This window comes from Vibrio penaeicida (assembly GCF_002933855.1).
Lineage (GTDB): Bacteria > Pseudomonadota > Gammaproteobacteria > Enterobacterales > Vibrionaceae > Vibrio > Vibrio penaeicida_A.
Genome location: NZ_BFAQ01000047.1, coordinates 63,986 through 89,735, shown reverse-complemented (window position 1 = coordinate 89,735; position 25,750 = coordinate 63,986). Strand labels below are relative to the sequence as shown.

Genomic DNA, 25,750 nt, shown 5'->3' with positions numbered 1-25,750 from the left:
CTATTTAGTGCCCAGCCACGTCTTTGGCGTGATGCTGGAAGAACTTAGTAAGTATTTCCAAATCAGGTTCTGAAATGTCAGTTCGTTCGCCCATGCTCTTGGCCACTGGTCCCCATGCGTTGACCGTAAAGTGATTAGCAGGGATCTTGGAATGACATGTCGCGCAATACACGTTGTCGAGCTCTGTGGCGTAAGCCCAAATGGCTTCTAGAGAATCCAACACTGGTGCACTGGTGGTCGCGGTGAGAGAGGCCGTTCGCCACTCGTTTCCGTATTCATCGGGTTCGTAGTCGCCATATTTAACTGCTGCTTGCCCTTGCTCGGAGAGCATGGCGACTATCGCTCGCTGCCCTCTTCCGAGGTAAAGCACCTGTTCGGCCCCTTTCATCTGATACGCCTCCAGACGAACCTCTCGATAGGTTGGAGTTTGAGCGATTACTTCGAGTTTGGTGGTGGGTCGAATTAAGCCGTACTCTCCAATTTCGGCATCAGAAACGGGGTACACAAATTTTGCGGTATCTGGCGTCTGGTCGGTCAATGCCATTAACCGTTCAAACGCCTCACTGTCCATTTCGGGCTCTGGAGCAAAATGAGCAACACCTTTGTGGCAATCAATACAGGTTTGTGAGTTATCTATTCCATATTGATGCATTTTGGCAGCGTCTTCGGTCTGCTCGTACAGATCCATTGCACCGAACTCATGACACGAACGACAGGTAGCTGAGTTATTGGCTCGCATTTGTTCCCAAACGGTTTCGGCCATGCCGACTCGATGGGTTTCATACAACTCTTCATTGGCTATTTTCCCGGTTACAAACTCGTGGTAAATGTCTTTCGTTGCCCGAATTTTGGTAATGATGTAATCGATAGGTTGATTCGGGATATGGCAATCGGAACATTCAGCACGAATGCCCTTTCCATTGGTGAAATGCACCGATCCTTGATATTCCTCATAGGGAATTTGCATCGAGTGGCAAGACAGACAAAACGAAGTGCTGGACGTGTAGTGCATAACGGCTGCAGAGCCACCGAGAAGAGCCCACCCAATCAGAACGCCCATTGCGATTAGTACCGTGATAAAACGCTTTTTGTTTTTCATAATTTGAAACACTTATTCACACAATCACACGATTCACTTTAGGTGTACTCCTAAAGTGGTAGTTTCATTTTGATCCACATCATATCCATTTACTTATTGTGGTTTTTATTAATAGAACTGATAGATTCGTCAATATGAAGAGCCAAGGCTGAGTGAATCGGCTTGGGCTTGGGCTTGGGCTTGGGCTTGGGCTTGGGCAAGAGTGTGAATCGCCTTAGGGAAGAAGTGTGCTTAGTTCAGGGGGAATAAATTGGCTTTCGGGCAAAATGCCAAATTGAAGATCTGATGGTTCTAAAAAATATTCACCTTATTAGAAGTCGGTTTTGCTATATATCGTCAACTATGGTCTCGCTTCCGAGCATGCAGCATCACAATAGTCGCCGCTAGAGTAACGCCCATCGTATTCAAGCGTATCGATGAAAAGTGTGGCAATTGAAGGGTAATTCGCAATGCTCGCCACACTCTCGTTGACTATTGGAGGGTTGACTGCATTGTCAGCCAATGCGCTTCCAGAATCCAACCCTTGGTTTTGGGGTACTATTTGACTCCCTGTATTCTACGGCGAAAGCAACCCAGCATGAAAATTGCGACTAACGAAAACACCCCAAATGAAGACCCTGAAGACGACGCTGAATTGTTGGTGGAGCCACCAAAGTAGGCAAGACGCTTAGCATGTGTAGATGTATATTTGGGACTTACTGAGCCAGATAATACGCTGTCTATCCAACCTGCATGTTCGTACAAATCGGTATATACAGTTGTAACTTGTGAATTAGAACCACACGTTGTTGTTCCGAAACTTGTTACCCCAACCTGAATATTGTTGTTACCGTCTTTAATGTACACAGGACCACCAGAGTCCCCACTACAAGCACTATTATGTAGCCCAGTATTAGGGTTTCGTACGCCCGTCATACAAAGAAATGAACTATCAATATCGTCCCTAAATACGTTGTCACAAGTAGCAGTATCTACAAAACTTAGGTCTGTTTTCTGAAGAGAGTTGCTGGTTGATTTGCTCGAACTGTCTGTAAGACCGTGACCAACCGTTACAAATAAGTTAGATGATGTCACTGCATAATTTTTATTCGTTGGGCGCTTTATTCCCACGTTGCTTACGTCAATATTTCGCGGCGACTCTAGCTTTAGAATCGCGATATCGTGCTTAAAAGTCGTGCTATCCCAACTAGGGTGAACATAAATTTGACTAACCTGATACCGAGAGACGTTAGAGGGGTAATCTGTTCGGTACTGAAGCTGAGGAACAACTTTAGTAAACAGCTGAATATCTGTACGATCATCAATACAGTGTGCTGCTGTTAATACATAGTTTGCGTTCAGTGTTGTTCCGCCACAATACAAACTTCCATACTGTTGATTGTACTCAAACGCATCAAGGTACAAGTTAACAATTGAGGGGAAATTCTGAGTAGACGCATGTGTACCGTTAATGATTAAAGGATTAACAGCATTTGACGCTAAACTCGCGACAGGTAACATAGTTAGCAGTGTAATCAATGGCTTGATCATATTGTTCCTCTCGTTTCTTCTTTTCCGAACGCGTTTTCAGCGTCACTCGACAATAATATTAACGGTCAGTATATCAACTATTCCTCCATATTCGATGTCTCAAACGTAATCACGCGTAAGTACCACTTTACGTCAGATCAAAAAAAAGCGGCTATTCCAAAAAGAATAGCCGCTCAGAATTTCGAAAAACTTGAATTTAGCCGCGATAGTAGCGCTGAGGTACAAACGGCATTTTCTCAACAGTCATTGCCAGTTTTTTACCACGTACTTCAGCAAATACCTCGGTACCAATGGCAGCAAATTCTGTTTTTACATAACCCATAGAAACTGGCTTACCCGCTGTCGGGCCCGCAGTACCACTGGTTACGATGCCGATTTCATTGTCATCTGCATCAAACAACTTTGCGCCTTCACGCACTGGGGCTTTCGTTTGACCAATCAAGCCAATACGCTTGCGAGACACATTCTTCGTCGCGATTTGCTCAAGAATGACGTCTGCACCAGGGAAACCACCTGCACGCTCGCCATCGGTGCGGCGAACTTTCTGAATGCCCCACAATAGGCTTGCTTCAACAGGTGTCGTTGTTGTGTCTAGGTCGTGACCGTAAAGGCAAAGACCACACTCCAAACGCAATGAATCACGCGCTCCAAGACCAATCCACTCCACTTCCGCGAATTCAGTTAGTGCGCGTGCTAACTCTTGAGCTTTACCAGCCGAAACAGAGATCTCGTAACCATCTTCACCGGTGTAGCCAGAACGGCTTACCAAGCAAGGCTCACCAAGAATCTCAATTGAACGAGCATCCATAAACACCATCTCAGATACTTCAGGTGCAATGCGCGCGAGTACTTCTGCGGCTTTTGGACCTTGCAATGCAAGCAAAGCGCGATCTTCGATTAACTCTAGTTCTACCGACTCAGGCAGGTTAGCGCGAAGATGGGCAATGTCTTGCTCTTTACACGCTGCGTTAACGACAACGAATAGATGATCGCCAAAATTTGCCACCATCAAGTCATCCATAATACCGCCTTCTTCATTTGTGAAGAACGCGTAACGCTGGCTCCCTACTGGAAGATCAACAATATCAACCGGAACAAGCGCTTCTAACGCTTTCGCTGCATCAGGACCATGAAGCTTAAGCTGCCCCATGTGCGATACATCGAACAAGCCAGCCGCATCACGTGTATGCAAATGCTCTTTCTTCACACCCAATGGGTACTGAACAGGCATATCGTATCCTGCAAACGGTACCATTTTCGCTCCAACTTCTACGTGAAGCGCGTGCAGTGGGGTTTTCAGTAATTCAGTCATTGTATTCTCCATATCGCCAAGCCCTGGCTGACTTCGTCGACGTTTAAAACTGGCTTAAAAGGTAACGGTTCGTTTCCCTTTTATAAAAAACAAAGACAGTCGATGGTGTTTTATCATCAAATACTGTCTTTTCCCTTTGCAAATACACATGGATGTTTCTACAAAGTTAAGATTTGTTTCCAATAGTAGATAAAGTTGACTCTCTTTTAAACCGATCGGACGTATAAGATCAGTAAAATTGTGATATTTCACAACTTTGTTACATCATACATTGGGGTGTTTTTTTGAGTGTTTACTGTGAAATATCTTATTAAATGAAGCAGTTATGAAAGTAAAGCAAACGTTTGCCTTCACTATAAGAAACTTAAGGAATTTAACGTTATTTAGCCGTCACCCACAAAATTTGGGCATCTTCATCACTGGTCGAGACCAACATATGCCCCATATTGGCGTCATAATAAACGCTATCGCCAACGGTCATCGGAACGGGCTCATAAAATTCTGAAAAGAACAAAACATCCCCTTCCAAGATCAGAAGAAACTCCTCTCCGTCGTGGCGAACCCAATCGTTGTAATCTTCAAAATTCCTTGCCCGTATACGGCTTTTAAACGGCATCATTTTTTTATTAGAAAGTTGAGTGGCCAGTAGCTCGTGTTCATAGGTGGGGGTTGGGTGGGGTTTACCTTCTCCAGAGCGCGTAAGATCTCTCCTACCCGTTGCCACCTTTTTTCTTGGTGGTTCAAAGAGTTGAGGCATATCTATTCGCAAACCGTTCGCCAATTTTTGCATGGCTTGGAACGTAGGCGAAATTTGTTCATTTTCTATCTTAGAAAGCGTGGATCGAGCAAGCCCAGTACGCTTGCTTGCATCTTCCAAAGTTAAGCCAAGCTTCATTCGGATTTCTTTTAAGCGCTTCCCAAGCTTTAACGGTTCGATATTCTCGTCTTGAGGCTCTTTTGCAAGCGTTACTGATGGGTACTCATCGTAGATGTCTTCAGACATGCATCCCTCTTATTTTCGTACTTCCTAATGCTGTTCTTTTATTGTGCACAGAGACGCGTGAACATGAAAGTAGTCGGATGAAATTAAACAGTGCGCCATGTAGCAAAATAGGAAAACATGTTTCCAATAGGAAATTTTTGATTGATTGTCTACTCAACTAACGTTATGTTACGACCTTGTTAGATGGGGAACTTTCTCGCACATTTCTAACGTATTACGTAATAGGTCATTTACATACAAAAAACACTGCCATTCGAGTGCAACTTACCCTACAATCCGCACCGAAAAAGCAAACGTTTGGCTAAAACATCGTTTTAGATTGAATTTGCTAAACCCTTTACGTAGTAAACGGCAGAAATGAGAAGTTCACAGACTCGCGCTGGAATGGCTTCAAAACGTAAGTCATTTCAGAGAAACAAAGGAAGCCTGGCTTAATTAAAGAACACGGCCAATTTAGAGCCATACTAGCCAGACAAATGGAAGGTTATCTGCCATGAACAACAAATCTTACCAAAATCACAGCCTTGAGAACTTCTTCTCTACTAACCTCGCTGCCACAGACGACGCCGTTTTCGCTGGAATCCAAGCAGAAAGCGCACGTCAGAACGAACAAATTGAGCTTATCGCTTCTGAAAACATCGTATCGAAAGCGGTAATGCAAGCCCAAGGCACATGCCTAACAAACAAATACGCAGAAGGTTACCCAGGTCGCCGTTACTACGGTGGTTGTGAACACGTAGACACCGTTGAAGCCATTGCCATTGAACGTGCAAAGAAATTATTCGACTGTGAATACGTGAATGTTCAACCTCACTCTGGTGCGCAAGCAAATGGCGCGGTTAAGCTGGCATTACTTCAGCCTGGAGACACCATTATGGGGATGTCTCTTGATGCCGGTGGTCACCTAACACATGGTGCTCGCCCTGCGCTTTCAGGTAAATGGTTTAACGCAGTTCAATATGGCGTAGACAAAGAAACCCTAGAAATTAACTACGATGATGTTCGCGCTCTAGCAAAAGAGCACCAACCTAAAATGATCATCGCGGGTGGCAGTGCTATCCCACGTGTTATCGATTTCGCTAAATTTCGCGAGATTGCAGACGAAGTTGGCGCTATCCTGATGGTCGATATGGCGCACATTGCCGGCCTTATCGCAACAGGCGCTCATCCTAGCCCGCTACCTCACGCACACGTTGTAACGACAACAACGCACAAAACACTTCGTGGACCACGTGGTGGCATGATTCTTACCAATCACGAAGACATCATCAAAAAAATTAACTCCGCAGTATTTCCTGGATTACAAGGCGGTCCTTTAATGCATGTGATCGCCGCCAAAGCCGTCGCGTTCGGCGAAGCATTGGGTCCAGAATTCAAGACTTACATTGATACTGTGGTAAGTAACGCAAAAGTTTTAGCCGAAGTATTGCAAAATCGTGGCTGTGACATCGTGACCAACGGTACCGACACGCACCTGATGTTGGTTGACCTTCGCCCGAAAGGATTGAAAGGAAACCAAACAGAAGAAGCGCTGGAACGTGCCGGCATCACATGTAACAAAAACGGCATACCATTTGATTCAGAGAAGCCTATGATTACATCAGGCATTCGCTTAGGTACGCCTGCCGGAACAAGCCGCGGTTTCGGAAATGAAGAATTTAAACTGATTGGAGAGTGGATTGGCGATGTGCTGGATGGCTTAGTAGAAAGCCCAGAAGGCAACGCAGAAGTCGAGCAACGCGTTAAAAAGCAAGTGAAAGACCTCTGCAGTCGCTTCCCACTTTACCTATAAAAAACTAAACATCACCTGGGAATTTTTGGAGACAAATCAATGGACAATACACTGAAGTTTGCTGATAGCCACGAATGGGTTAAAGACAATGGTGACGGCACCGTTACTATCGGTATCTCAGAGCACGCTCAGCAGATGCTTGGCGATGTCGTATTCGTAGACCTGCCAGACGCGGGCGACAGCATTGAAGCGGGCGAAAGCTTCTCATTAGTTGAATCAGTAAAAGCAGCGTCAGACATTTACGCGCCTATTACTGGTGAAATTGTTGAAATCAATGAAGAGCTAGAAGACAGCCCAGAACTGATTAACGAAGAATCGTACGAAGGTGGTTGGATCGTTAAAGTGAAGCTAGAAGATGCTTCAGAACTGGACAACCTGAAAGATTCGGAAGAGTACCATAACGGTCTTGAAGACGAATAAATAATCGACGAGTCGCGGTAGATAGAGATTATGACAGAGTTACTTCACAACCTAAGCACGGACAACGAGTTTATTGCGCGCCACAACGGCCCAAATAAATCAGAACAAAAACACATGCTAGGTGCGGTTAACGCATCTAGCTTGGATGCTCTGATTCAAGAAACCGTACCTGCACAAATTCGCCTAGAGTCACCAATGAGTGATGAAGCTCCTTTGAGCGAAGCAGACATGCTTCTGGCGATGAAAAAATTTGCTAACCAAAACCAAATCAAGCGTACTTTCATTGGCCAAGGTTATTACAACACCTTCACGCCAAACGTGATTTTACGTAACGTGCTGGAAAACCCTGGTTGGTACACAGCTTATACACCATACCAACCTGAGATTTCTCAGGGTCGTCTTGAAGCATTGCTGAATTACCAGCAAATGGTGATGGATTTGACGGGTTTGGAAATTGCCAACGCATCCCTACTGGACGAAGCAACAGCAGCCGCTGAAGCCATGACCTTGTGTAAGCGTGCAGGTAAAAGCAAAAGCAACGTGTTCTTCGTCGCGGACGACGTGCACCCTCAAACTCTTGCGGTAGTGAAAACTCGCGCCGAGTTTATTGGTTTTGAAGTGATCACTGGCACAGCAGAATCTCTGCCAGAGCACGATGTATTTGGTGCTCTGATTCAATATCCGGGTACAACGGGTGAAGTTCGTGACCTAAGCGATATCATCGCTAAAGCACAAGCAAACAAAACGCTTGTTACGGTTGCAACGGATCTACTCGCTTGTGCCCTATTGAAACCAGCTGGAGAAATGGGCGCTGATGTGGCTATCGGTAGTGCACAACGCTTTGGTGTTCCAATGGGATACGGCGGTCCTCACGCGGCATTTATGGCCACTCGTGACAAGCACAAACGTACCATGCCTGGCCGTGTTATCGGTGTTTCCATCGATACAAAAGGCAACCAAGCGCTTCGTATGGCGATGCAAACTCGTGAGCAGCACATCCGCCGCGAGAAAGCGACATCGAACATCTGTACCGCTCAAGCACTGCTTGCGAACATGGCGTCTTTCTTTGCTGTGTATCACGGTGCAGAAGGCTTACGCACCATCGCTCGCCGAACGCATCACCTAACGGCTATTTTGGCGGCGGGTTTAACGAAAGCAGGTTACGAGCTAGCTCATAACAGCTTCTTCGATACCATCACGCTAAACACAGGCGACAAAACGGCAGCATTGCTTGAAAAAGCACAGCAAGCCGACATTAACCTGCGTCAACTTGATGGCCAAATCGGTATCAGCCTTGATGAAACCACCACAACTCAAGACCTAGAAGCGCTATTTGGCGTATTCGGTGCAGAGCAAAACGTGGAAACGCTGTCTGCTGAAATTGAAGGCAATGAATTTGCTGCAATTCCAGAAGCGTGCCGTCGCGAATCTGAGTACCTGACTCACCCTGTATTCAATACGCACCACAGCGAAACGCAAATGATGCGTTACCTGAAGCAGCTTGAGAACAAAGATTTCTCGCTGACTCACGGTATGATCCCACTAGGCAGCTGCACAATGAAATTGAACGCAGCCGCAGAAATGATCCCTGTTACTTGGCCAGAATTTGGCGCGATTCACCCATTCGCACCACTAGACCAAGCGGCTGGTTACACAGCACTTGCTCAAGACCTAAAACAGAAGCTATGTGAAATCACTGGCTACGATGACTTCTCTCTGCAACCGAACTCGGGTGCATCAGGTGAATACGCGGGTCTTATCGCGATTCAGCGCTACCACGCAAGCCGTGGTGAAGGTCACCGTAACATCTGTTTGATCCCAAGCTCAGCACACGGTACTAACCCAGCCACTGCTTCAATGATGTCGATGAAAGTCGTGATCGTTAAGTGTGATGACGATGGCAACATCGCAATGGACGACCTAGCTGCTAAGATCGAGAAACACAGAGACAACCTTTCAAGCATTATGATCACCTACCCTTCTACGCACGGCGTATACGAAGAGCAAGTGAAAGAAGTGTGCGAAATGGTTCACGAGGCTGGCGGCCAAGTTTACCTAGATGGCGCAAACATGAATGCGCAGGTAGGCTTAACCTCTCCTGGCTTTATTGGTTCAGACGTTTCTCACTTGAACCTACACAAAACGTTCTGTATTCCACACGGTGGTGGCGGTCCGGGTATGGGTCCTATCGGTGTGAAATCGCACCTAGCGCCTTTCTTGCCGGGTCACATCGAAAACGGTGTACAAGGCGAAGATTACGCAGTAGCCGCAGCCGATTTAGGCAGTGCTTCGATTCTTCCAATTTCTTGGGCTTACATCGCGATGATGGGCACACAAGGTTTAACGGAAGCAACGAAACTGGCGATTCTAAACGCAAACTACATCATGGAACGCCTGCGTTCTCACTACCCTGTTCTTTACCGTGGCACCAACGGCCGCGTAGCGCACGAATGTATTATTGATATTCGTCCGCTGAAAGAAGAAACCGGCATCAGTGAAGAAGACATCGCAAAACGTTTGATGGATTACGGCTTCCACGCGCCAACCATGTCGTTCCCAGTTGCGGGTACGCTGATGGTTGAACCAACTGAATCTGAAGATTTGGCTGAGCTAGACCGTTTCTGTAACGCGATGATCGCCATCCGTGAAGAAATGGCAAAAGTGAAAGACGGCGAATGGCCACTGGACAACAACCCATTGGTTAATGCCCCTCACACTCAAGCTGACTTGTCTGAAGACGAGTGGAACCGCCCTTACTCACGTGAGCTGGCGTGCTTCCCATCTGCGCAAGCAAAAGCATCGAAATACTGGCCAACGGTTAACCGCGTAGACAACGTTTACGGCGACCGTAACCTAATTTGCTCTTGCCCAAGCATTGAGAATTACGAAGACTAGTTTTTAGCTTCAGTAAGAACTTTAAAGGCGAACCGGATGGTTCGCCTTACTTTTAGCGGGTATTTAGTTAAAAAGCGCATACTCAGGTCGTCTCTAAACCAAATTTTTGCTCTGCCTTTCCTACAACTTAGCTGCCTTAGTGAAGTATCTACCTACCGGGCTGAAAGACTCGATTTAGGGCTAAGCTGTTTAGATTGCAAGACTAATATCCTCCACAGATACATCATCTACATCTATCAACTTTTCTTGAAGAAGCTTAAATGTTTGATGGATACACCCATTTCATGGCCCGCAACTAAGCGATCACGAGCTATTGTCTCGCTTCTCAACGACCTAGAACTAATTTCTCATGAGGAGTTACCCAAAGAGCAGCACGACGCCCTTTGTATCAATGTGAACGGCTGGAGGTACTACCCGTCCTTTCAGTTCGATGAGCATTTTAACCTTATAGATAACCTCAGAAACAATCTTAGTCTCATGCGAGAAGGCCGAGACGACACTGATATTCTACTTTGGATGGTCTCCGAGAAATCGGTATTGGTGGAGCGAGCAGTTGCTCCACCAGCATTAGTTTCCAAGTACCTAGATAACGGCGACTTAGAGGGCTACGAGAGATTGGTCTCAGCAGAAGCGGGAAGTCATAAATACGTAACCGCCAAACCCTGTGACTTGATTGATGACCCTTTGTTTGAGGTGTTCCTTGGGGACTGGTTGAACTCAGATGAAAGAATGATCAAAGCCAAGCTAGTGCAACTTCCTAGAGAATAAACAACTTTTACGCTTTGCTAGGCTTCCAAATGCAAACGTAAGCACAATTCCCTTCCGACCTAAACCTGTACAATGAGCCACATACAGGTTCCTTAGATCCTTCTCATAATATAAAGTATGATTAACCATAATCATGCAATGGGTATCATTGCATCTGCACGCTTTAACATTTACAAAAGGAATATCAATGCCTGAAACTGCTGAATCCTACCAGTTAGTATGGATCGTACTAGCATTGCTGACGCTTACCTTCTTGTTATCCACTCGCTCTACAAAGAAAAAGCATAAAAGTCTTCTGGAAGATATTGATAAAAAGCAGAAAGCTCTAACTGAAAAGTCCGTCGAGGAATTGGTTCAAGATTTGAATAATCAAATTAGCGACGTTGAAACAAAAATTGAGTATGGAAGGCCTATCTACTCAAGGCTTAAAGACGAAGCAACTAAAAACAAAGAGCAAATGAAATACATTAACGTCGGCCTCTTTCCACCCGCTTACAAGTTTGATGACAGCCAGTCACTAAAAGATAAAATTGCCACTTGCATTGAACATCAGTATCAGGTCATTGAATCGGGTCGAGCTACAAGTGCCTATTCAGACTGGGATTGGTTTGGTAGTAAAGCAAAAGGAGCGCAGATGGTCACTTCATACCGACGCCTTCTTCTCAAAGCATTTAATGCTGAGTTCGATATGATTCGAAAGAAAATGCGCCATTCGAGCTTCAACACCGCCTTAAATAAACTAGACAGATTAGAACAACAATTGGAGAAGCTCGGTGAAACAGCAAACGTCGCCATTTCAGAAGAATACTTCAATTTAAAGGTAGAAGAACTCTCCATCTGGCATAAGGAGATGCTTCACAAAGAGAAAATTAAACAAGAAAAGAAGAAACAACAAGCACTCCTGCGAGAGCAAGCTAAACAGGCTAAGCAATCTGGAGGTGATACGGACGAGCTGGAAGACGAGATTTACTATAAAAAATCAGATCTTGTGAAAGCACAAAAACTCGCGAAAGAACTTCACGGTACCGATGCTCTAGGTATGGAAGAAAAGATCGCCAAAATGCAAAAAGAGATCGAAAAGCTAGAAAGTAAGTTTGAACGCGCAACCTCTCAAGCTCAAATTACGAAAGCTGGTTATATATATGTAATCTCTAACATCGGTAGCTTTGGGGAAGGTGTCTTGAAAATCGGAATGACGCGCCGATTAGAGCCTATGGATCGAGTCAACGAGCTAGGTGATGCCAGTGTACCATTCAAATTTGATGTGCATGCCTTAACCTTTGTAGAGAATGCGCCGAAAATAGAGAAAGAGCTTCACCGCAAGTTTAATAAGGCACGGGTGAACATTGAAAATCATCGCAAAGAGTTCTTCAGAGTGACTCCTCAAGAAGTTGCAACAGCAATGGAAGAACTTGGTGTTGAATGCGATTGGTACTTCGACGTAGAAGCCAAAGAATATCGTGAGAGCCACCTAATCAGAGAAGCTCGCAAACGAGAAACAGTGGAAACAGCTTCCGCTTCTAACCAGTTACCACAGTCAATTTAAGGAGTGTCTATGTTCGTTACTATCGCCTTAGCTGCGTTTACTGTGCTCTCACTGATTTTATTAATAAGGTCTCGTTCTTCACTGAAAGAACTGCAACTGCAAGATGAAGATATTGAGAAAGTTTATGCCCCAGTAACTGAGAAAGAACAACTACTCTCAGATATTGCAAAGAACTACCAAGCTCTACAAGAGAGTTATAAAAAAGAGCTGTTCCTACTGAGAGAAGGTGAAAAACAACTCTCTCATTACTACCTTGGTGTCGGCACGACTGACTCAATATCTTACACCAACCTATCCCAGTCACGTGACCTAGTAAGTCTTGAGAGCAGATACTCTGAGACTAAGTTGGCAATAAAACAACTCGTTAGCGATAAACGGGCATGTATCTGCTCTATGGGCAAAAACGTCGCTGTTAATGGTAAAAAGTCAGAGGCTAAAAAGCTGTTTAACAGAGAAATCAAATTAAGATTACGATGCCTAGATAACGAGTTTAAAGCGGCTTCAGCCTTGGTCGATTGGAACAATATCAACCGACTTATAGAGCGCACTCAAAAAACCTTTGAGGAGATTAATTCTTCAGCAGACTTAGTTAAAACACACCTAAAAAATGAATATTTGCAGCTGAAAATTAAGGAACTAAGGTTGGGTTACGAGATCGCCCAGCTCAAGCAAGAACTCAAGGATGAAGAACGCCAAGAGCTTCAGATTCAAAGAGAAGCTGAACGTGAGGAAAAACGAATAAAAGCTGCTGCGGAGAAAGCAGAGAAAGAACGACAAGTTATGGAGCGCTTGGTTGCTGAAGAACTTAGTAAACTTGAGTCGAGCAGTTCAGAGCAAAAGGCTTTGTATGAATTGCATAAGCAAGAACTGGAAAAGCTTCGTGAAAAAGAGAAAAGAGCAGTTTCTCTAGCTCAGCAAACAAGAGCTGGGTATGTGTATGTGATATCAAATAAATTGTCGTTTGGCGATAGCATCGTCAAGATAGGAATGACACGACGTGCAGACCCAAATGACCGCGTAAAAGAGCTAGGTGATGCTTCAGTACCTGAACTATTTGATGTCCACGCATTCGCATTTACTGAAGATGCACCAACATTTGAGCGATTCTTGCACACAAGGTTTGCCGAACAAAGAGTAAACCTTGTTAATGGTAGGAAAGAGTTCTTCTTTGTTTCCGCAGATGAAGTCCTGGAAGAAATGAAAAACTACGAAGGTAACTACGAGCTAAATGAGATAGCAGCATAACTTAGTGACACAATGTACTTACTGGCAAAGGCGAACCAATTGGTTCGCTTTTTTAGTGGAAACTCTTTTGTAGTTTAGTTGGCGCTGACAGTTAACAAACACAACTTAGAGGCTCTCTGGAGGTCAACTATAAACAAGTTCTAAAGACATGAGCATATTAAAAAATGAAAAAAGAGGTTTAGTGTGGTTATGTTCCCAGTCTTGTTATATTGATGCTCACAACATATCTATACATCCCTCTTTGACTTGAACCAACCTATTTCATTAATATGAATCAATTCACCTATTCAATAGGTAGCTATCAAACAGTAAGGGATATATGACCGTTTCATCAAACTTTGAAGCTTTACTAAGTAACCTTCAGATAAAAAACAAAGGGCAAATTGGAAAGCGATATAGGAGCATTACTCGCGCTCTAAACCGTGAGTTTCGAGATAATGAGTCTAAAACCGCCAACTCGAAGCAAGTCGGGTCATATGGTCGAAAGAGTGGCATCAACGGCATATCAGACTTGGATATGTTATACGTACTTCCTGACAGTGAGCGACAACGTTTCAAAAACAATCCCTCTTATCTTCTACAAGTTGTTCGAAACACGATTCGTGAAGTATATAAAAACACGGATATCCGTGGTGATGGCCAAGTTGTAGTCGTAAAGTTTAAAGATTATGCCGAGTTTGAAGTCTGCCCTGTATTTCTAGAAAGTGATGGTCGTTATAAATACCCTGACTCTAACGACGGCGGCACTTGGCGAAAGTGTAACCCTAACGCTGAATTGAATGCATTTAAAGAGCTAAACGAAACTAGAAAGGGACACCTCCGATATCTATCTAAGATGGTACGAGCGTGGAAAAACAGGAACGATGTTTCAATGAGTGGCTTCCTGATTGACACACTATGCTATCGTTTTCTTCAAAACAATTCTGATTATGATATGTGCAGTTTTGGTAGTTTTGACCAACTGTCTTTAGATTTCTTTACCTATCTTGAAAATGAAGGGGAGCCTAATTCCTATCGTGCATTTGGTAGCCTCTCTAAAATCCCCGTAAAACAGTCCTTTCATAGAGCGGCTAAACTTGCACGTGAGACCTGCGAAGCTGCCATTAGTGCGACTACGGAATCAGAAGAAAGGAAGGAATGGAAGAAGCTTTATGGTCGTCCATTTCCTAGGCAGTCAACTGTCCAGAAAGCTACATCGCACCCAAGTGGAGAACAGTTTATTGAGGATATGTACAATAACAACCCGTTGTACGAGATAACTATCGAGTGTGACGTTAAAAAAGAAACTATCACACACAAATTATCACAACTGCTTGGTTCTACTTCTTCACTAAACAAAGGTTATGATTTGAGTTTTCGCGTTGAATACCATGATATTCCAGTGGATTTCGATTTAAAATGGAAGGTGAAAAATGAGGGAGCTCAGGCGATAAAGAAGAATTGTTTAAGAGGGCAAATCTTAGATGATGATGGAACTCTAAGCCGTAAGGAATCTACTACGTTTGAGGGAGAACACTATGTTGAATGTTACGCAATTGTAAACAACACCGTCATAGCTCGAGATCGGATCACAGTTCCAATTAGTTAAAGACATAGACTTTCAAATCGCTTAAAGAACCATCCTTACATCAAAGGTATATCGAGAAGATAATTGTGACAGAACATAGCAATCAACCAAATATTGTACTACTTGACCAAATTCGCGAGTGTTACGGTCGCGTTGTTTGGACACATAAGACGCATGAAAAGTGTGCGGATATTCTGGACAATAAACATAACCAAATCAAGCTATTACAGATTATTCTATCTGCTGTAACAACAACAGGTGTCTTTGTCGCTGTTTTCGGAAATAGCCCCCCTATTGGTTATATTTCAGCTTTGGTATCACTACTACTAACAATCATAAATGCGTATGTTAAAAAGTATGATCTTGGCGGTCTTTCGCAAAAACACTCTGATGCTGCAAGCACGCTCTGGAATATTCGAGAATCTTATCTTTCACTGATAACAGATATACACTCTAACGCTATCAAAGATGATGAGATAAGGAAGAAACGAGACGTCTTACAAGCAAGCTTACACGACCTCTATAAAGGTTCCCCAAGTACTAATGTAGGGAAAGCTTATGAAAAGGCATCCAAGGCACTGAAGAAGAACGAAGAGCTCACTTTTAGTGATGAAGAAATAGATATGTTTTTGCCAACATCATTAAGAAAAACAATCAGTAAGAAGAAACATACGTTATGACATACCTTGATAACGAATCATTAGAATTCGCTCGTACGCATATTCAGTCATATTATGACTCAGATTTTTTCCCAAAAGCTGACGAGTTTGTCGCCATATGGCATTCCTGGGACAGCATTAAGACAGCCCTTATTGAAACTCCACTGTCAAGTTACCAGTCAACGGCTCCAAGAACAGCTGTATCTTATAAGCCCAAAGGAGGTTTTAGAGTTGTACAACAACTAGATCCTTTAGATACTCTTGTCTATGTAGCCCTAACTCATTTGATTGCAGAAAAGATTGAATCCGTAAGAGTTCCGATTGAAGAAAATATAGCTTGCGCCTACCGCATATCGCTAAGTGAAGGAAGTTTTTTCTTCAAAGGCGGCGGCTACAAGACTTTTATTGAGCAAACTGAAAAGTTAGCAGAAGAGCATGATTATCTGCTTTCAACAGATGTTACTGATTGCTATAACCAGCTCTATCTTCAAAAGCTCATCCATGCGATCACGTTTGCTGATCCTAGCCTAGATTCAATAGCCAACAACATACATCGCTTTCTTTCTGGATTGAACAATAACACATCTCAAGGCGTACCCGTTGGGCCAGCACCTAGCATTATAATGGCTGAAGCTGTTTTGTCTGACATTGATTTGTTTCTGCAAAACAAAGGCATTGAACACACTAGATATGTCGATGACTTTAGAATTTTCTCTGACTCAAAAGAGGAACTCTTAAATGTACTAGAATCTTTGACTCTGTACTTATACGAAACCCATCGACTCACATTATCGTCTGAAAAAACAACGATAGGAAAATCCTCAGATTTTGTTGTAGAGAAATTAAATAGTTACTACGAGTTACAACGAAACCAAGTACTCGATTCTCTAGACGAACTAGAACCCTATTCGGGGCAAGTTGGTGAGGTCGCAATCCATGTAGAAGATCAAGCTGAGATTGCGGTCTCCGATGAAGAACAATTGCTAGAGCTCGCCCAAACAATCATAGAGAGGAAAACTCTTGATCTTGGTATGGCGAGAGCATTATTACGAAAAGCACGAACATTCAAAACTAAGGTTCTAGCTCCAATCCTATTCGAAAAATTTGAATTCTTTGCACCAGCAATCAATGATGTTTGCCTATACCTAAGCTCTATAACAGACGACGACTTTGTTGCTGAATCCAAAAATGCTCTAACTGCTCTATTGAAATCAGAAGTCATTCGTACAGGTGTCGTTAAGTACTGGTTTGAATGGTATATAGCAAACAATATCGCAACTTTAAAAGTAAAACCCTTAAAAAGGTTTTTGATGGAAAAAGGTAGTATTAATGCACAGTCCACTGCTGCAATAACCTCCAAAGATGTATCTTGGGTTAGAGGGATGAAAGCAAAATACAGTACAGTTGGTGGATGGGATAAAAGAGCTATATTGAGAGCCGTAGAAATCCTCCCAAAGTCAGAAGTCGAACTTTGGCAATCACTTGTGGGTGAGGAGTCTTCTATGCTAGAAAAGGCAACGATGGATTGGGTCAGAGCTTACAATTAACAAAGTGAGTTAGCCTTTACCAAAACATAACCAAATAATTTTATTAGCTTTAAAGGAAGAACCTAATCCTGATGACTGAGCAAAGCATAAAAAAGCAGATAGCTAGAGAATATTACAATGTGATCTATGGAGCAAAGCTTAACTTTTCTTCCTTTGATTTCTGCGAAAAAATACCAAGCCTTATAAGCTTTTTCTCGCTCTCCCTTGGTATACTTGGGTTAGCATTTGCCGAGTTCAACTCTAAAACGCTAGCAGCGTCACTCCTTATTGTTGGGCTTGTTGGCTTATTGCTAAAGCCAAGGGAAGCTATAAAGGAACAATATTACACCGCTGGGGTAGAACTCACACAATTGAGTAAAAAGTTAGAAATCATCCACTCAGAGGTTGATGAAAACGATCTTACTTCCGTCGAAAGCGCCAGAAAGTCCCTAATTCAAACACAAGAATTGCATAAAGAAGTAAAACAACCATCACCAGTCTTACTCGCAACTTGGTTTGCCCATTACAAATTGTTTTCTGAACACAATAGCAAATGGCTTTGTAATGAACTTGACCTAACATGGAGGGACAAATTTCCACTTAGCTTAAGAGTAGCTATCGTTATCGCTATATCCTCAATGCTAATCTACTTAGCAACACCCAGCCATCTCAGTAAAGTAACTACATATATGGAAAACTATTGTTCATCAGGTCAAGCAGAAGGCTCCCAGAGTGATGGTGACATAGATGAAAGTAAGCAAAACAACGCACTATGACAAATTTATGCATTGTTCGTTAAGTTTGCTTTTACTAGTACGAGACAAAACAACATTATCATTCACTCGACAATCTCCAGTTCGCAAAGTACGGTTCGGGTTTTACGAACTGAGCAATCACTCTAAATGAGAGAGTTCTATCGAGGAGAGAGTTTTCAACTTAGTTAACCAAACCTGATGGCTTCATTTGCCATTGAGCGGTGGAGTTTGCAACTTGGTTATTTTTGAGGAGTATTCCAGATGGCTGATTTAGAAAGCTAGCGAGTTTCCATCTTAATTATCTGTGATCATGGCTTCAGTAAGAACTTTAAAGGCGAACCGGATGGTTCGCCTTTTTGTTTTGTGGTGATGAAAGCTTACTAGCTTGTTGTTGGAAGCGGCAAGAAGACACTTCAAGATTTTTCTAAAAGTGTCTGTCCCAATTATTTCAGCATAGAATTCTAGACACTCTCCACAACAATCTTAAGCAGCTTCATCATCACTTTTAATAGAGACTACGTTTTTTGGTTCATTTTCAATATCAGTTGGTTTGCTCCCTAAATCTCTTTCCATATGTTTGCGAAGCATAGCTAGTTTGAGCTTGGTTCGGAGTTTAACAAGATCTTCTTTACTAACCTCAGTTTCGTGTGTTGATGTGTCAACTATTTCCCTAGCTAAAATTGATAGTCTTAAAAAGGTCAATCTTTGGTCATGTATTTGAACGATTTGGTTAATACACCTTCTCATTCCTTCAGCTATAAGTGTTAAGATTCCTAACACAGTTAAGGTAAAAGGTATTCGACTTATAAGTACATCCCAAACATTTTTTATACTTCCTTTATCGAAGGACACAATCAAATCACCGGCTCTAACAAATACGTGCTGTGTTATAAAAAATAGCAAGCTAAACAGAAGTACGAAAAACACCCCATAAAACCATTGCTGTTTCCTTGTTTCGCTGGTAAATGACTTTAGGTCTTCACTAAATACGTCAACATCATTTTGTAACTGCTGAAGCTTGCTGTTCTCAATTCGTACTAGTGCACGTTTATCTTCTAGCTCTTCTTTATATGCTTCATTCGCAGAAGCTAAGCTTTCAGTTTCTGTTCTAGTGAAATCAAGCGTTGCTTCTGCTTTAGCTAGTTTTGATTGTCGATCGCTTAAACTTTCGGCTGTAATCGAGAGCTCTTGAGTAGCATCATCTAGCTCTTGCTGTATTTCTTCAAGCTCTTCTCGAATGCTGATCTGGTGCTTGTCAAAAGCTTTTTCTTGGCGAGTGAGTTCATTGAGCTTCTGTTCAACCTTATCATTTCCTTCGTAAAGTTCTTCATAAAGTGAACATGCTATTTTTTGAATATTGTGTAAACGCTCTATGTGATTACTTAATGCTACTGCGCTAGATTGTGGCGTTGTTGTCTCGTTGAACAAAAAGCCTACCATTTTTTTAATGATACTTCACCAGTTACAGTGGAGATGGCGACTTCCTTTATAGGAGCACTGATGTTGAAGACCATGGCATAAATGCCTTCAGCTTCTGTTGTGTAAAATTTTCTAGATACTTTCTCATGTTTTTTTCCAAAAGTATCGATATAGCTTAGCTTAATTGGCTTCCTATCAAATAAAGTAATTTCTAATTTAGCAACAAATCTCTGTTCCTTTAACTGAATAGTGACGGGCTTTGATCTAAGCAAGTATGAATGTGTATCTTCTCGGGATAGATCGTCATAAAACAAATCGTTAATCTTCGATTTTGAAGAAATATGAGTAGGTCGAAGCTTAGTTGCATAAGATAGTAACGTATTAGCTTTTGTGATGCTTTTATTGAGCTTACTTAGCTCAGATGACAGATCATTCAGCACAATTCATACTCCTTTAATGACTATTTTCGAATGAATTTATGAGTTCGATGGTGGAAATATTATCACACATTTATATGCAACAATATTGTATGAATGCATAAGATTAAAGTTCAAAGGAAACAAGAGAACTAAGAGAACTAGAAGGGACAGGCGTGCTTCCCATCTGCGTGAATCTAAAGGGACAGACAATAATACCCTCCTGCCTGTCCCTGTTATATCTCTTACCTCTGAATCGAAATCTGGCGTTGGAAGTCATGGTTTCTTGTTCATGTCTCCAGATTGCTGCTTCAGAAAGATCAATCAGCTCTAATACGGGCTCAAGTTAACCTTATCTAATAAGTTTTCAGCCAGATTTCGACCGTGAAGACCGGCTACCAGTCTTTCGGGTAGGTGAAGTTCGGGTACTTTATACCAATGGACTTCGCGAATTTATTGGCAAACATACCGTTAGGATCAACTTGACCAATTTTTTCACTGTATCGGTTTAGGTAATCACCATAAGACTTGTTGTCACGCTGAAGTTCAAATATCCACGAATTATTCGAATGAGTATTTTTACCCCAATGCGCTCTTGCACCATACTTCGTAACCAGCATATTCATGGCTTCTTCATACGGTGACATATACTGGTTGAAATCTTCTGGTGGTAATCCTGCTGGGACAAAAATGGGGAATTCAATGTGCATCGCAGTTGTACCGTTAGTAAACCCATTACCGGCACCGGTGTAAGCCATAAGCGCAGCGTCTTCAATTTTAGAGAAACGAAGGAAGATACCAATCAAAGGAACAGGCATACTGCGATTGGCACTGTTAAGGCCGTTCGCCCACTTACGAATATCCTCGATCGCGGCTTGAGCATTCTCTTCTGGGACGGCCACTTCCCAATCCATTTGGCGCATTTCACGACCAACATTATCAATCAATTTGCTGGATGTAATACGGTGTGTTGGACCCACTGCATTGGTGGTGTATCGGAGTTCGCCATTAACCGTTTTTACTAGTGGTGGGGTGATGTGCCAACCCGTTTTACGCAAGTATGCCATGCTTTGGTGGGTATCAATGGAAGGCTCTGCTCCACCAATTTGGAACGCCTGCATGGTTTCCTCAATACTAAGGGCCGATGTGTCAACATAAGGGAAAATAAGGCGGTTGTTCGCGTTTTTTTCTGCTTCTAATGCCGTTGTTTTACCACAAGTTCTCAAGTACTGCTTTAGGCTTGGGAACCAATTATATTGCCCATAATCGCACTCTTTTATGTCTGCAATCACACTGCCTTTTTTATTCTCTTCAAACAGCTCTTTTTCATCGTGGAATGTGATTTTCACATGAGTATTGGTCGCTGGTTGAACTTCTAATTTTAAGCGAGTGATGATGCCGAAATACCCCATATGGGTTAACAGAGATTTCCAAAGGTCAGGATCGGTTTCTCCTGTTGTTCCTCGGCTATATGTTTTGAGCTTGCCATCTGCGCCTACAATGTCCATTGATACAACAGAATGACTAAGAATATTTCGATTAATTGGAGAGCTACCATGCGCTGAGGTTCCAATCGCACCAGCGACTGAAGCATGACGCCAGCCTAGGTGTACGTACCCCAGCCCCTTACCTCGTTCGTATAACCACTCACCTAGCTCATGCAGATTGGTTCCAGAAGCAACATTAACCACCTCTATCCCTTCGAACATTTCCAGTGCCATACCAAGTTCAGCTTGGGAGTGATCAAATTTATTCATGATCATTGTTATGCCATCAGTGCAAATAATTCCCGATGCAGAACCCGCAGTATTATTTTTGGTTTGCCCACTGGAGACTTTGATTCTAATGCCATTACGTTTCGCGAGAGCCACAATGGATTGAATTTCTTCTACGCTGGTTGGGTGATAGACAGATTGTAATGATGATTCGTCACATAACACCATAAAGTTAAACGAAGCCTGAGCATACTCGCCGCAGTCTGAAGGGCAGCTTTCTGCGGTTTCGTTTCCATTACAAATCAAATCTGAGCAGGTTGCCATCAAAGAAACACCAGGAAGGTGCTGATTCTTTTTCACTGTTTTTTTTACGTGACTAAGTTTTGAGGCAATGCTAAGTAAAGGGTCGGTAATTTTTTCAAAATTGTTTTCTTTGCCACAAAATTCACCAAATTGATTCGCGGTACACACTAAAATATAAATGGCTCCTACTTCCATTTTAAAGTCTGAAGGGAACTCATGAACCAATACAGCGCCATCTTTCTTAGCCTCTATTTTTGCTAAAGTTGGGGCAAGTGCTAAACCTAATTTATTTTTCAGAACATCTCCCCAATATACATTGTAATGGGTGACATTCGATTCATCAGGTGCTGGCCAAATTTCTATTCCTTCTAATAACCGTACAGGCATGATAGAAGAAGGGTTTTTATCTGCTGTGAATGTTACTCGCACCTTTTGAGCCGATTCTGTTGGTGTTTTAGGTGGGCTCGTAAAAGCATAAGAACTGGGTATGAAATAAACTGCTGCTAGCAGGAAAATGATCATTTTAAATTTGTCTAAAAACTTCATAGAAACACTCGCTATATAGATGTAATAACCCACAAGACACACCTTAAAAAGGTATAAATCGCATACAGTTTTTATCAAGCTATACACTGATACAATCTTTTAGATATTGAATTCAATTATCTAATGTCAGATTTAGAATCAATGTCTAATAGTATTCATGTCAATATATCCATTAATCGATAAAGAAAGTCATAGACAGGATCTTAATATCCTAAAGTCCAGATTATAAATGTAAAACTGAACGTGTAATCACCTCCTAGATAATCCAATATAAAAAAGGAAATAGACTATAAGAAACCAGAAACAGAACACTTCTAAACAACACATGCCAAGATCAAAAAGGCGAACCACTTGGTTCGCCTTGTTACTTCTTCATCATGATTTTATTTTAGAGGGTCGTTGTCTGGCAATGCGCTGTGAATCCAAAGTGCCAGCCTGTGTTTGATGTTTGCGCCGTCGAGCTTGCTTTCTGGTAGTGGCGTGATTTGCTTGGCATCGACCAAGAATAGGTAAATCGCTTTAACTCTTATGGGCTGTGGTGACTGAGGAAGATCAAAGCCTTGCATTTTTGCCATCTTCCCAGCAATCTCAAGTGCCTTTTTAACCAGTTTATCTTCATTATGAAGCTTGGAGCTTTTTGCCATTGATAAAATCCTCTTCTTCGCTTGGGCTTAGGATACATTAAGTGTCACATGCGGCGTGTTAGTAAGTTCTCATATTGATAAAATTACGCCACATTCCCAAGTAACTGCGTGAAAAACGACCATAGCTGGTCACCTTCCTATCTTGAATCGTCAGTCTCGCACATTTCACACGAAGAGTTAAAGGGGCTCTATCCCTGAAGTAATACAAAGTTCACCAATTACAGTAAGTTGCACGTAAAGACACAAAGACTATGTCTGCCTTGTTCGAGCAGTGTCTATTTCGGGTTTTAAGGCTTTCGTATAACGCGGGGGATCATTGTATTTGGGTAGGCTTCAAAACAAAAAGAATGAAGGGAAAATCACTGAGGCTGGATTGAAAAGAGGTGGCTAATTAAAGCCGACCAAGCTATTTAACTTGGCCGGCTTTGCTAGCAATTATTTTGCTTTTGGAGTGAATGTCTGAGTACTGCGATCTTCGTCAGCAACAGGTTTGATTTTCTCTCCGTTCGCCGTTAGACCACGAACATAATCGATGAAGGTTTCAGTGTAGAGCTTCAACGTATCTTCGTACTTAGACTTATCTGCCGAGATTTCACCAAAGGCTAGGTATCCATCTTTACCACCAGCGATGTAGTTGTTCGTTACGACTACAAGCTCTCTGTCATCACTTAGCGTAGACCAAGTGCCATCACCCTTCGCTTTCACCTCGAAGTTGTGAACACGCTGACCAGCAGGTCGGTTGAAGTCCACGTCGTATCGAATACCAGCAGAGTATGGGTATGCACCGTCAGAACCGTCTGCGCTGTTGTCTACAAACTCTAGGTACGCTTTGTCTACCGCTTGGTTAAGGACTTTCTTAACCTGAGCACCCGTCATCGTTAGGTTAACCATGGTGTTGTTGAAAGGAAGTACTTTCGTTGCACCAGCAACGGTGAACTTACCTTGAGTGATGTTTGCACGAGCACCACCACCGTTCTGGATAGCGACATCTGCACGCTTCGTTTCTGCAAGGAACGCTTGTGCGACTAAGTCAGCCACTTGAGAACCGTGTTTAATAGTGTGAGTGTCACAGCCGTCTGCTCCGTTGTGCTTTTGTTGGCCAGGAACGCGCTCGTAACATAGAAGCTCTGTTGACTGAGCGATTTCTTTGTCTTTCAACTCATCCAATTTTTTGGAGTAAGAAGACAGCGTTTTTTGTGTTGCCGCATCTGGCGTAACCTGAACTAGGTTTGGTTGAGCGTTGATGTCTGCAACGATTGCTTCAAGCTCTGCACCCGTCACTGGCTGACGTTTACCGTTTGAGTCTTTACGCTTAAAGTCTTTACCCATTAGTAGGTGAGGTGTACCAGAACAAGACGCGACTTTGTTGCCATCAAACGAAACAGTTAGTTCACCCAAAATTTGGCTGTATTGCCAAGCTTGAGCGACACAAACTTGATCGCCGTCTTTGTTGGTTCTCAGTGTCGGGTAAGGACCGTCACTCTTAAGACCTACTGCGTCAAAGTCACCAAGCAACGTGTGTGAGTCACCACCGATGATAACGTCGACGTCTGTCAACGCTTCTGCAAGTTGTAGATCGTTTGAGTATTGGTAGTGCGTTAGAAGAACGATCTTAGAGACATCTTTTGAAACCAACTCATCAATGTATTTCTGGGCGGTTTCCACTTCGTTCAAGAACTGTGTTGTTTCATCAGGGTTTGATGAGTTCATTGTTTTGTTAGCGATATCAATGCCAACAATACCGATTTTGTGGTCGCCGTATTGCTTGATCGTGTATGGCTTGAAGTAATCATTAGCCGAATTTTGAGCAAGTGGAGATACGCCTTGCTTAGGAATAACGTTTGCAGCAAGTACTTCAGGAGGACAGTTGCCCGCATTTAACCAGTCGAGGAAGCGCGCAAGACCTGCATCACCGTCATCAAATTCGTGGTTACCAAGAGCGAAAGCATCGAAACACGCGTGGTTCATTAGAGCTGCATCAGCTTCACCTTTGAACAGCGCGTAATAAAGCGTTCCAGAAATAGCATCACCTGCGTGAAGTTTTAGCACGTTCTCGTTTGCTTCAGCACGTTCGTTCAGCGCTGTAACCAGTGCCGGGAAACCACCAACTTGAGCATACGTCGATTGACCTGCTAACTTGAGCTTTTGACGTGAAGGCTCTAAATGCGAGTGGTGATCGTTAACGTGTAAGATGGTCAGATCGAATGGAGAAGGATCTGGCTTGGTTGTTGCACACCCTGAAGCTACCACTGCCGACAGGATGGCTAATGCCAATGGTTTAGTTTTCATTTGTCGTCCCTACAATTTGATTATTAAAAGACTGGCTTTTTCACAGCCCCTAATTATAGGTTTGCAACGAATGTTTTTTTGAACTTATGCGAAAATATTGAGAATAGCGTCAAAGAATATTATTTTATTACAATATTATTGTGAGATTTATCAACAATAACGGGTTAAAATGTTAACCAGAGGTTAATCAAACCACTTAGAAATGAGAGTTGCCTCTAAGAAATAGGATTTCTAAGTCTCGCCATAAAAAGTATACACTCAGAAAGAATTACCGCTCGTGATCACTTAGTCAACTGGAGGG

Annotated in this window: 20 protein-coding genes; 10 read left to right on the top strand and 10 right to left on the bottom strand. The window is 42.8% G+C overall.

Annotation, left to right across the window (positions count from 1 at the left end; translation table 11 throughout):
* Positions 1–4: 4 nt before the first annotated feature.
* From VPNCDNU1_RS24005 to VPNCDNU1_RS23985, 5 genes are all read right to left on the bottom strand, one after another.
* On the bottom strand, positions 5–1,099 hold the full coding sequence (locus tag VPNCDNU1_RS24005; protein WP_104402697.1) for a NapC/NirT family cytochrome c: 1,095 nt from the start codon (positions 1,097–1,099) through the stop codon (positions 5–7).
* A gap of 340 nt (positions 1,100–1,439) precedes the next feature.
* A complete protein-coding gene (locus VPNCDNU1_RS28920) occupies positions 1,440–1,601 on the bottom strand; it encodes a hypothetical protein (protein ID WP_167404878.1) in 162 nt (53 codons plus the stop codon).
* A gap of 35 nt (positions 1,602–1,636) precedes the next feature.
* Positions 1,637–2,629: a S1 family peptidase gene (locus VPNCDNU1_RS23995; protein ID WP_104402695.1), complete on the bottom strand. Its 993-nt coding sequence runs from the start codon at positions 2,627–2,629 to the stop codon at positions 1,637–1,639.
* Positions 2,630–2,825: 196 nt separating this feature from the next.
* Positions 2,826–3,953, bottom strand: a complete 1,128-nt coding sequence (gene gcvT, locus VPNCDNU1_RS23990; protein ID WP_167404877.1) for a glycine cleavage system aminomethyltransferase GcvT — start codon at positions 3,951–3,953, stop codon at positions 2,826–2,828.
* Positions 3,954–4,320: 367 nt separating this feature from the next.
* Positions 4,321–4,944, bottom strand: a complete 624-nt coding sequence (locus VPNCDNU1_RS23985) for a helix-turn-helix domain-containing protein (RefSeq protein ID WP_101115159.1) — start codon at positions 4,942–4,944, stop codon at positions 4,321–4,323.
* Between the two features lie 493 nt (positions 4,945–5,437).
* Between VPNCDNU1_RS23985 and VPNCDNU1_RS23980 the strand changes: the two genes are divergently transcribed.
* From VPNCDNU1_RS23980 to VPNCDNU1_RS23935, 10 genes are all read left to right on the top strand, one after another.
* A complete protein-coding gene (locus VPNCDNU1_RS23980) occupies positions 5,438–6,736 on the top strand; it encodes a serine hydroxymethyltransferase (protein ID WP_104402693.1) in 1,299 nt (432 codons plus the stop codon).
* 39 nt (positions 6,737–6,775) lie between these two features.
* Complete coding sequence (gene gcvH / locus VPNCDNU1_RS23975) at positions 6,776–7,156, top strand: glycine cleavage system protein GcvH (protein WP_104402692.1); 381 nt, start codon at positions 6,776–6,778, stop codon at positions 7,154–7,156.
* 30 nt (positions 7,157–7,186) lie between these two features.
* On the top strand, positions 7,187–10,051 hold the full coding sequence (gene gcvP, locus VPNCDNU1_RS23970) for an aminomethyl-transferring glycine dehydrogenase (RefSeq protein ID WP_104402691.1): 2,865 nt from the start codon (positions 7,187–7,189) through the stop codon (positions 10,049–10,051).
* A 267-nt stretch (positions 10,052–10,318) separates the two neighbouring features.
* Positions 10,319–10,819: a hypothetical protein gene (locus VPNCDNU1_RS29175; RefSeq protein ID WP_237324209.1), complete on the top strand. Its 501-nt coding sequence runs from the start codon at positions 10,319–10,321 to the stop codon at positions 10,817–10,819.
* A gap of 187 nt (positions 10,820–11,006) precedes the next feature.
* Complete coding sequence (locus VPNCDNU1_RS29170; RefSeq protein ID WP_237324208.1) at positions 11,007–12,365, top strand: DUF4041 domain-containing protein; 1,359 nt, start codon at positions 11,007–11,009, stop codon at positions 12,363–12,365.
* 9 nt (positions 12,366–12,374) lie between these two features.
* Positions 12,375–13,610 (top strand): GIY-YIG nuclease family protein, encoded by a 1,236-nt coding sequence (locus VPNCDNU1_RS23955; protein WP_104402689.1) that lies wholly within the window; start codon positions 12,375–12,377, stop codon positions 13,608–13,610.
* A gap of 319 nt (positions 13,611–13,929) precedes the next feature.
* A complete protein-coding gene (locus VPNCDNU1_RS23950; protein WP_104402688.1) occupies positions 13,930–15,198 on the top strand; it encodes an SMODS domain-containing nucleotidyltransferase in 1,269 nt (422 codons plus the stop codon).
* Between the two features lie 65 nt (positions 15,199–15,263).
* Complete coding sequence (locus VPNCDNU1_RS23945) at positions 15,264–15,857, top strand: SLATT domain-containing protein (protein ID WP_009696743.1); 594 nt, start codon at positions 15,264–15,266, stop codon at positions 15,855–15,857.
* Complete coding sequence (locus VPNCDNU1_RS23940; RefSeq protein ID WP_104402687.1) at positions 15,854–17,383, top strand: RNA-directed DNA polymerase; 1,530 nt, start codon at positions 15,854–15,856, stop codon at positions 17,381–17,383. The genes VPNCDNU1_RS23945 and VPNCDNU1_RS23940 overlap by 4 nt, the downstream gene beginning before the upstream one ends.
* A 71-nt stretch (positions 17,384–17,454) precedes the next feature.
* Entirely contained in the window at positions 17,455–18,138 is a 684-nt protein-coding gene (locus tag VPNCDNU1_RS23935) for an SLATT domain-containing protein (protein WP_104402686.1), read from the top strand.
* A gap of 462 nt (positions 18,139–18,600) precedes the next feature.
* Here the strand turns inward: VPNCDNU1_RS23935 and VPNCDNU1_RS23930 are convergent, their stop codons facing one another.
* From VPNCDNU1_RS23930 to VPNCDNU1_RS23910, 5 genes are all read right to left on the bottom strand, one after another.
* Positions 18,601–19,545: a hypothetical protein gene (locus VPNCDNU1_RS23930; protein WP_145959486.1), complete on the bottom strand. Its 945-nt coding sequence runs from the start codon at positions 19,543–19,545 to the stop codon at positions 18,601–18,603.
* A gap of 5 nt (positions 19,546–19,550) precedes the next feature.
* Positions 19,551–19,976 carry a hypothetical protein gene (locus VPNCDNU1_RS23925; protein ID WP_104402684.1) on the bottom strand — a complete coding sequence of 142 codons (426 nt, stop codon included), beginning with the start codon at positions 19,974–19,976 and terminating at the stop codon, positions 19,551–19,553.
* A 371-nt stretch (positions 19,977–20,347) separates the two neighbouring features.
* Complete coding sequence (locus tag VPNCDNU1_RS23920; RefSeq protein WP_145959485.1) at positions 20,348–22,516, bottom strand: D-arabinono-1,4-lactone oxidase; 2,169 nt, start codon at positions 22,514–22,516, stop codon at positions 20,348–20,350.
* 383 nt (positions 22,517–22,899) lie between these two features.
* On the bottom strand, positions 22,900–23,160 hold the full coding sequence (locus VPNCDNU1_RS23915) for a DUF5062 family protein (RefSeq protein ID WP_101115454.1): 261 nt from the start codon (positions 23,158–23,160) through the stop codon (positions 22,900–22,902).
* Between the two features lie 435 nt (positions 23,161–23,595).
* On the bottom strand, positions 23,596–25,449 hold the full coding sequence (locus tag VPNCDNU1_RS23910) for a 5'-nucleotidase C-terminal domain-containing protein (RefSeq protein ID WP_104402682.1): 1,854 nt from the start codon (positions 25,447–25,449) through the stop codon (positions 23,596–23,598).
* Positions 25,450–25,750 lie beyond the last annotated feature (301 nt).

Excerpts from the sequence above, each read along its gene's own strand:
- VPNCDNU1_RS23955 (WP_104402689.1), top strand. The coding sequence starts at position 12,375 with ATGTTCGTTACTATCGCCTTAGCTGCGTTTACTGTGCTCTCACTGATT.
- gcvT (WP_167404877.1), bottom strand. The coding sequence starts at position 3,953 with ATGGAGAATACAATGACTGAATTACTGAAAACCCCACTGCACGCGCTT.
- gcvH (WP_104402692.1), top strand. The coding sequence starts at position 6,776 with ATGGACAATACACTGAAGTTTGCTGATAGCCACGAATGGGTTAAAGAC.
- VPNCDNU1_RS29175 (WP_237324209.1), top strand. The coding sequence starts at position 10,319 with ATGGATACACCCATTTCATGGCCCGCAACTAAGCGATCACGAGCTATT.
- gcvP (WP_104402691.1), top strand. The coding sequence starts at position 7,187 with ATGACAGAGTTACTTCACAACCTAAGCACGGACAACGAGTTTATTGCG.
- VPNCDNU1_RS23915 (WP_101115454.1), bottom strand. The coding sequence starts at position 23,160 with ATGGCAAAAAGCTCCAAGCTTCATAATGAAGATAAACTGGTTAAAAAG.
- VPNCDNU1_RS23980 (WP_104402693.1), top strand. The coding sequence starts at position 5,438 with ATGAACAACAAATCTTACCAAAATCACAGCCTTGAGAACTTCTTCTCT.
- VPNCDNU1_RS23935 (WP_104402686.1), top strand. The coding sequence starts at position 17,455 with ATGACTGAGCAAAGCATAAAAAAGCAGATAGCTAGAGAATATTACAAT.
- VPNCDNU1_RS23950 (WP_104402688.1), top strand. The coding sequence starts at position 13,930 with ATGACCGTTTCATCAAACTTTGAAGCTTTACTAAGTAACCTTCAGATA.
- VPNCDNU1_RS23910 (WP_104402682.1), bottom strand. The coding sequence starts at position 25,449 with ATGAAAACTAAACCATTGGCATTAGCCATCCTGTCGGCAGTGGTAGCT.
- VPNCDNU1_RS24005 (WP_104402697.1), bottom strand. The coding sequence starts at position 1,099 with ATGAAAAACAAAAAGCGTTTTATCACGGTACTAATCGCAATGGGCGTT.
- VPNCDNU1_RS23940 (WP_104402687.1), top strand. The coding sequence starts at position 15,854 with ATGACATACCTTGATAACGAATCATTAGAATTCGCTCGTACGCATATT.
- VPNCDNU1_RS29170 (WP_237324208.1), top strand. The coding sequence starts at position 11,007 with ATGCCTGAAACTGCTGAATCCTACCAGTTAGTATGGATCGTACTAGCA.
- VPNCDNU1_RS23995 (WP_104402695.1), bottom strand. The coding sequence starts at position 2,629 with ATGATCAAGCCATTGATTACACTGCTAACTATGTTACCTGTCGCGAGT.
- VPNCDNU1_RS23985 (WP_101115159.1), bottom strand. The coding sequence starts at position 4,944 with ATGTCTGAAGACATCTACGATGAGTACCCATCAGTAACGCTTGCAAAA.
- VPNCDNU1_RS23920 (WP_145959485.1), bottom strand. The coding sequence starts at position 22,516 with ATGAAGTTTTTAGACAAATTTAAAATGATCATTTTCCTGCTAGCAGCA.